Here is a 6,024-nt window from a genome sequence, read left to right on the forward strand (position 1 = left end):
GGCGCGGCTCGGCTCGCGGCCCAGCGACCCGCGCAGGGCGGCGAGCGCCCGCTCGTAGACGCCCCGCCTGGCGCGCGCCGTGCGGCTGTCATGGGCAACGCGGCGCACCTCGTCGAGCATCGCCCCGCGCACCCGGATCTTGGCATAGGCGGCAAAGCCGTCCTCGGTCGGCCCGGCATGGCGCTGGGCGCATTCGGTGAGCGCGAGGATCCCGGCCTGGATGAGATCCTCGATCTCGAGGCCTTCGCGGCCGCGCCCGTTGATATGCCAGGCGGTGCGGCGCACCAGCGGCAGGAAGCGGCGCACGCGGTCCTCGACCTCGGCGCGGGAGGGAGCATAGGGTTGTGTCAGGGCGCCGAAGCTGGCGTGATCGTGCTTCATGCGGCGATCCCCTCGGGTTGCGGCAGCGCGTGCGCTTCGGGCGAGACGCCGATCACGCCGACCACCGCGATCGGCTGGCTGGCGGGCAGCTCGGCAATGGAGAGCACGAGGCAGCGCGGCGCGCGGTGACGGAGCAGCGCGGCGAGCGCGCGGCGCGCGGGCGGCTGGACGATCAGCGCGACCGGGCCCTTCTCGGCATCGGCCACGGCATTGACCTCGCGCAGGATCATCGCCCCGCAATCGGGCTCGATCAGTGGCTGGCCGGTGGCGGGATCGATCATCCCGCCTAGGATCGCGCCTTCGAGCCTCGCGTCGAGCGTGACGACCTTCAAGGCCTCGTCCGGGCCGACGATCCGGGCCACCAGACGCTGCGACAGATCGGCGCGCACGGCGTCGATCACTGCGTCGAAGTCGGTGGTCCGTTGCAGCGCCAGCGCCAGCGCGGTGAACAGCGGCTGGGGGTGAGCGAGCCCGATCCCGTCGGCCATCAGCGCGCGCAGGGTGCGGGTCAGCGCAGGCAGCGGGAGCGGGTCGGGGGTCACCGCTTCGACCAGTGCAGGCGCGCGGGCCTTGAGCCCATCGACCCACTCGCGCACCTCGTCGGGGCCGAGCAGCTGGTGCGCCTCGGCCAGCAAGGCCTGATTGGCGTGGGTGGCGATCACCGAGGCCGGGTCGACCACCAGGAAGCCCTCTGCCACCGCATGGTCGCGGCTCCCGGCGGCGATCCACAGGGCGGGGCAATCGAAGGACGGATCGCGGGTCGGTTCACCTGTGAGGCCGTGACCGGGGCGCACGTCGCCCGCGTCGATGGCGAGCAGCTTGCCCGGGCGCACCTGCCCTCGGGCAATGCTCACCCCGCCCATCACCACGGCGTAGTCCTGCGCGCCCAGCTCAAGCGAATCCCGGATCCGGAACTGCGGCAGCACGAAGCCGAGATCGCGCGAGAGCTGCTTCCTGATCCCCGTGATCCGCGTGATCAGCGGCGCGCCCTGCGCTGCATCGACCAGCCCGACGATGCCGTAGCCCAGCTCGATGGTGACCAGCGTCGCGTCGGCCACGTCGGCAAGGGCGATGTGATCGGGAGAGACCTCCTCCACCTGTTCGGGCGGCGCGGCGGGGGCATTGGCGTGCTTCCTGAGCTGCCACCAGATCGCAATGGCGATGGCGGCGGCAGGGAGGAAGATGGTCTGCGGCATGGCGGGCACCATCCCCACAGCGCCGAGGATCAGCGCCACCGGCAGCCACCCGCGCGGATCGGCGAACTGGCCGCCGATCTGCCCGGCAAGATCGCGCTGGTCGCTGACGCGGGTGACGATCGCGGCCGCCGCGATCGAGAGCAGCAGCGCGGGCACCTGCGCCACCAGAGCATCGCCCACTGCGAGCGTTACATAGGCCTCGCCCGCCTCGCTGGCTGACAGGCCGTGGCTGATCATGCCGATGGCGAAACCGGCGACGATGTTGACCCCGAGGATCAGCAGCGCCGCCATCGCGTCGCCCTTCACGAACTTCGAGGCACCGTCCATCGAGCCGTAGAAATCGGCCTCGACGGTGACCTCGCGGCGCCGCTCGCGCGCTTCGTCGGCGGTGACGAGCCCGGCGGCGATATCGGCGTCGATCGCCATCTGCTTGCCCGGCAGCGCGTCGAGCACGAAGCGCGCCGAGACTTCCGAGACGCGCCCCGCGCCCTTGGTGATGACGATCATGTTGATGATCATGAGGATCGCGAAGACGAACAGGCCGACGACGAAATTGCCTCCGACCAGAAAGGCCGCGAAGCTTTCGATCACATGCCCGGCGGCCGCGCCCCCTTCGTGGCCGTGGACCAGCACCACGCGGGTCGAGGCGACGTTGAGGGCGAGCCGCAGCAGGGTCGCGAACAGCAGGACGCTGGGGAAGGAGGAGAAGTCGAGCGGGCGCCGGGCGTTCAGCGCCACCATCAGCACCGCAATGGAAATCGCGATATTGAGCACGAAGAAGATGTCGAGCAGCAGCGCCGGAATCGGCAGCACCATCAGCGCCAGCAGCGCGAAGATGCCCACCGGCAAGGCCAGCGAGGCAGGCACTCCGGCCAATGGGGCGGCGATGCGGGCGAGCGGGGAAGGGGCAGTCGTCACGGAGGAACTCACAGGCCGAGCGCCTTCAGACGGTCATAGGCGCGGCGCACCTGCGGGGGCGCGGCGGCGGGATCGGTGCCGAAGGTGCTGCCCAGAATCTGCGACATCGGGGGGCGCACGGGCGCGCGCACGGCAGCGGGCGGCGGCAAGGTGCTCTGGGTCAGGGACGGGGGCACGCCGGGGCCGAACACCGCCTCGTCGGCGATCAGATAGGGCGAGGGCGTGAAGCCCGAGCCGCCGGCGGGGCGCGGGGCGTAATCGGCGCGCACGAAATTGACCGCGCGGCCATCGGTGGCGCGGTCCAGCGCGCGGCCCATCTTCCCGTCGATCACCTGCATCACCTGCGCAAGGCTGCGTGGACTGCCGTCAGGGGCGTAGAAGATGCCGCGGTTGGAGGCCGCGGGGCGGGCGAAGAGCGCAGGCGCGCTCTGGTTCGGGTCGGCCTGCAGCTCGCTCAGGAACCGCCCCGCTCCCCCCGCGCCGAGGAAATGGGCGAGGTACAGCTCGGCATGATCCGGCTGGCGGCCGAGGATCGGCATCAGATGCGCGCGGTTGTCCTCGGCGAGGCCCGCCGCCATCAGCGAGGCGATCTGCGGGTCGCGGCGCAGTGCAAGGATCGCCTCGCGCTTGGCGTCATCGGCGACATAGGCGCTGCCCGATGCGGTGACGGCGATCTGGTCGGCGACATGCCCCAGCCCGAAACGGGGCCCATGCTTCTTCATCGTGTCGAGCCAGGTGCTCTCGATGAACTGGTAAAGCCCGGTCGCGCTCGAGGTGGCGGCGCGCGCGTTCGGGTTCATCGCGGATTCGACCTCGGCCTGAGCGAGGAGGTAGTTGAAATCGACGCTGGTTGCCTGCGCGGCGCGGGCGATCGCGGCCTCGACCGAGCCGCCGGGTGCGGCGATCTGGCGCGCAGCGGCAGGTTCTGCGGCCCCGTCCGTCCCCCCTCCCATCGCGGCGCGCGCTGCGGCATGGGTGCGCGCGGCGCTTTCGAAACCGGCGCGGATCGACCCTGCGGGGAGGTTCAATGACGGGGAGGATTGGCTCATGCGCGCTTCCGCCTGCTGTGCGCCGCCGCGGGATGCGGGGCCTTCGGAGCGGATTGAGCAAACGCCGTGCCAGATGCGGCGCGCGCAGGCCTAGGGAAGACTACTCAGCCGCGCGCCGGGGTGTAGGTCATCTTCGGCAGGCGGCGCGGGCTGCGGCTTGTTCCGCCCAGCGCCTCGATCCGCGCAGCGACATTGGCGGCAAGCAGGTTGCGCACCCGGCGGTTGACCTCGTTCAATTGGCGCGCGGTTTCGGCGAGGCTGCGGGTCTCGCCGTCGAGCACCTGGGGGTGGAGCGCGGCGAGCGTGTCGCACAGGCCGTCCTTTTCCCGCGCCGCGCCGATCAGGCCGTCGGCATCGAGCGCGGCAAGTGCCTGCCGCTCGCGTTCGAGCACGGCAATCATCTGCCGCAGGCCTTCTCTGAGGGGTTGGGTCGCCAGCGGGTTGGCCGGTGCCTCGGGAGCAGGGCGATGCGCGGGGACGAGGATCTCGGCCACGGGGTCAGCTCCGCTCGGGCAGCGACAGGCTGACCTGCGCGGCGATCATTGCATCGGCGATCTTGGTCGGCACCAGCGGGTAGGAGCCGTCGCGCAGGGCGTTCTTGATCGCCTGCACGCGCTCGGCATCGACCGGAGGCGCGGCCACTTCGAGCGGCGCGGCGACTTCGAGGCTGACGCCGGAGGCGGCGCTTCCGGTGCCGCTTCCGGCAGGCGCGGCAGGGCGGGGGCGCGCTTCGATCTGCGCGCGCTCGCCAGCGGCGACGGTGCGCGCAGCGCCGACGGCAGACAATTTGCTCAGTTCGACGGAAGACATGGGCTCAATCCTTGGTGTGCGGTTCCTGTGAGCGAGAACGGCGGGGGGCGGGGAGGTTTAAGGGGGTGGCGGCGGGAGGCCTATCCGGCGGGGACCACGGCCAGGCCAGGGCGCTCGATCCGCGCGCGCAGGGCCTGCGCCTTGCGGCTGGCCCGCACCTCGATCCAGTCACCGATTGCGCCTGCCTCCATCGCTTCGCCCGGCTGCTGGACCGAAAAGCCCCGCCCCCGCACGACGATGGTGAGCGCATCGCCGCGTTTGACCGCGGGGGCGGGGCGGGGAGTGGCTGCGTTCTGTGCGGGGCTGATCGCGACGAACACGCGCCACGGCGTTGGCCCCGGGCATTCGACCGCGACCGCGGTGCGCGCCGGGGTGTGCCAGCTGACGGTCAGCGGTGCGGCGCAGGGGGCCAGCTGGAGGCGCGGGTCGCTCGCCATGCGCGCCCCGCCGGGGGTGCCGATGCCCGCTCCGGTGAAGGCGGCCACCGCCCGGTCGATCGCGGCCGGATCGGTGCTGGCCCGGATGGTCTGGGCATTGGCCGTTGCCGCCGCCGCCATCGAAAGGGTCAGTGCCAGCGCGGCACGCCGCCGCGCCGTGCGCCGGTCAGGAAGGATCTGCATCGGCATCATTATCCTCGTGATTTGCAAAGGGCTTCATGCCCGCCAAACGCAGCAAGGGCCATGCCAAGCGCCCCCCTACGCAATCATCCGGGGTGCGGGCTGGCGGGCACTTAAGCATAAGCGGCTAGGTCCGGGCGGGCCGCCCTCTTCACTCTTCTTTCGCGATCCTTCCGCCATGCCTATGCCTTCCGGTTTCTCCCGTGCTGTCCGTGCCCGCGCCAAGTCGGGCAGCGCAGCCCATCATGCTGCCCCCCGTGCCGACGAAGCGCGGCGCGCGCTGCTGGAGAGGATCACCGAGTTCTTCATCCGCCATGATCTCGCCGTGACCGCGCCCAACATGGCGAGCGTGTGCGGCGCGCTGTCGGGATCGCACCCCGAACTTGCCGCCGCGCTGGTGCGGCGCGAGGCGTCGGGCGAGCCGATCGACCAGCGCTGGCTCGACACGCTGGTGCAGCTTGATCCCGACGGCCACAGTCATATCGCCGCGCTCGAGACGCTGTCCGAGAAGCTCGAATACACCCTCGAACGCTTCGCCGAGACCGCGCGCGATGCGCAGAGCGAGACCCACGACCACCGCGACGCAATCGGCGAGCAGGTCGAGGCGCTGGGCGCGCCGGCCGAACTCACCCAGGTGATCGACCTGTCGCGCGCGATGCTGGCGCGGATCGAAGAGGTCGAGGCGGCGATGGCGCGCAGCGAACTCGAGATCGACCGGCTGCGCGACAACCTCGCCCAGGCGCGCACCGAGGCCGATGTCGACCACCTCACCCGCCTGCCCAATCGCCGCGCCTTCGAGCGGCAGCTGGCCGCCGCCGCAATCGAGGCGCGCGCCGCAGGGACGCCGCTCACCGTCGCCTTCTGCGATGTCGACCACTTCAAGCAGGTCAACGACCGCCACGGCCATGCCGCGGGCGACCGCGTGCTGTGCGCGTTGGCGGCGAGTTTTGCCGCAATGGCGGGAGAGGCCTGCTTCACCGCGCGCCATGGTGGCGAGGAATTCGTGCTGCTCTTCGCAGGGATCGGCAAGGACGCCGCCCGCGCACGGCTCGA

At 71.3% G+C, this 6,024-nt stretch carries 7 protein-coding genes; 1 reads left to right on the forward strand and 6 read right to left on the reverse strand.

The window, feature by feature from the left end:
- The 6 genes from NBV68_RS16855 to NBV68_RS16880 all read right to left on the reverse strand — a co-directional run.
- Window positions 1–381 (reverse strand): sigma factor (locus tag NBV68_RS16855; protein WP_296312044.1); only part of this gene is annotated, 381 nt, incomplete at its 3' end.
- On the reverse strand, window positions 378–2,393 hold the full coding sequence (locus NBV68_RS16860; protein ID WP_296312057.1) for a flagellar biosynthesis protein FlhA: 2,016 nt from the start codon (window positions 2,391–2,393) through the stop codon (window positions 378–380). The genes NBV68_RS16860 and NBV68_RS16855, both read right to left, overlap by 4 nt.
- 110 nt (window positions 2,394–2,503) lie before the next feature.
- A complete protein-coding gene (locus NBV68_RS16865; RefSeq protein WP_296312045.1) occupies window positions 2,504–3,544 on the reverse strand; it encodes a transglycosylase SLT domain-containing protein in 1,041 nt (346 codons plus the stop codon).
- Between the two features lie 104 nt (window positions 3,545–3,648).
- Window positions 3,649–4,038, reverse strand: coding sequence for a flagellar protein FlgN (locus tag NBV68_RS16870; RefSeq protein WP_296312047.1), 390 nt, complete (start codon window positions 4,036–4,038; stop codon window positions 3,649–3,651).
- Between the two features lie 4 nt (window positions 4,039–4,042).
- Window positions 4,043–4,354, reverse strand: a complete 312-nt coding sequence (gene flgM / locus NBV68_RS16875; RefSeq protein WP_296312049.1) for a flagellar biosynthesis anti-sigma factor FlgM — start codon at window positions 4,352–4,354, stop codon at window positions 4,043–4,045.
- Window positions 4,355–4,434: 80 nt separating this feature from the next.
- A complete protein-coding gene (locus tag NBV68_RS16880) occupies window positions 4,435–4,974 on the reverse strand; it encodes a flagella basal body P-ring formation protein FlgA (RefSeq protein ID WP_296312051.1) in 540 nt (179 codons plus the stop codon).
- 175 nt (window positions 4,975–5,149) lie between these two features.
- Between NBV68_RS16880 and NBV68_RS16885 the strand changes: the two genes are divergently transcribed.
- A partial coding sequence (locus NBV68_RS16885) for a GGDEF domain-containing protein (protein ID WP_296312054.1) occupies window positions 5,150–6,024 on the forward strand: 875 nt, incomplete at its 3' end.

Origin of the sequence: Erythrobacter sp., from assembly GCF_023653175.1 — a bacterium.
GTDB lineage: Bacteria > Pseudomonadota > Alphaproteobacteria > Sphingomonadales > Sphingomonadaceae > Erythrobacter.

Coding starts and splice junctions, on each gene's coding strand:
- NBV68_RS16860 (WP_296312057.1), bottom strand. CDS start 2,393: ATGGTGCTGCCGATTCCGGCGCTGCTGCTCGACATCTTCTTCGTGCTC.
- NBV68_RS16865 (WP_296312045.1), bottom strand. CDS start 3,544: ATGAGCCAATCCTCCCCGTCATTGAACCTCCCCGCAGGGTCGATCCGC.
- flgM (WP_296312049.1), bottom strand. CDS start 4,354: ATGTCTTCCGTCGAACTGAGCAAATTGTCTGCCGTCGGCGCTGCGCGC.
- NBV68_RS16880 (WP_296312051.1), bottom strand. CDS start 4,974: ATGCAGATCCTTCCTGACCGGCGCACGGCGCGGCGGCGTGCCGCGCTG.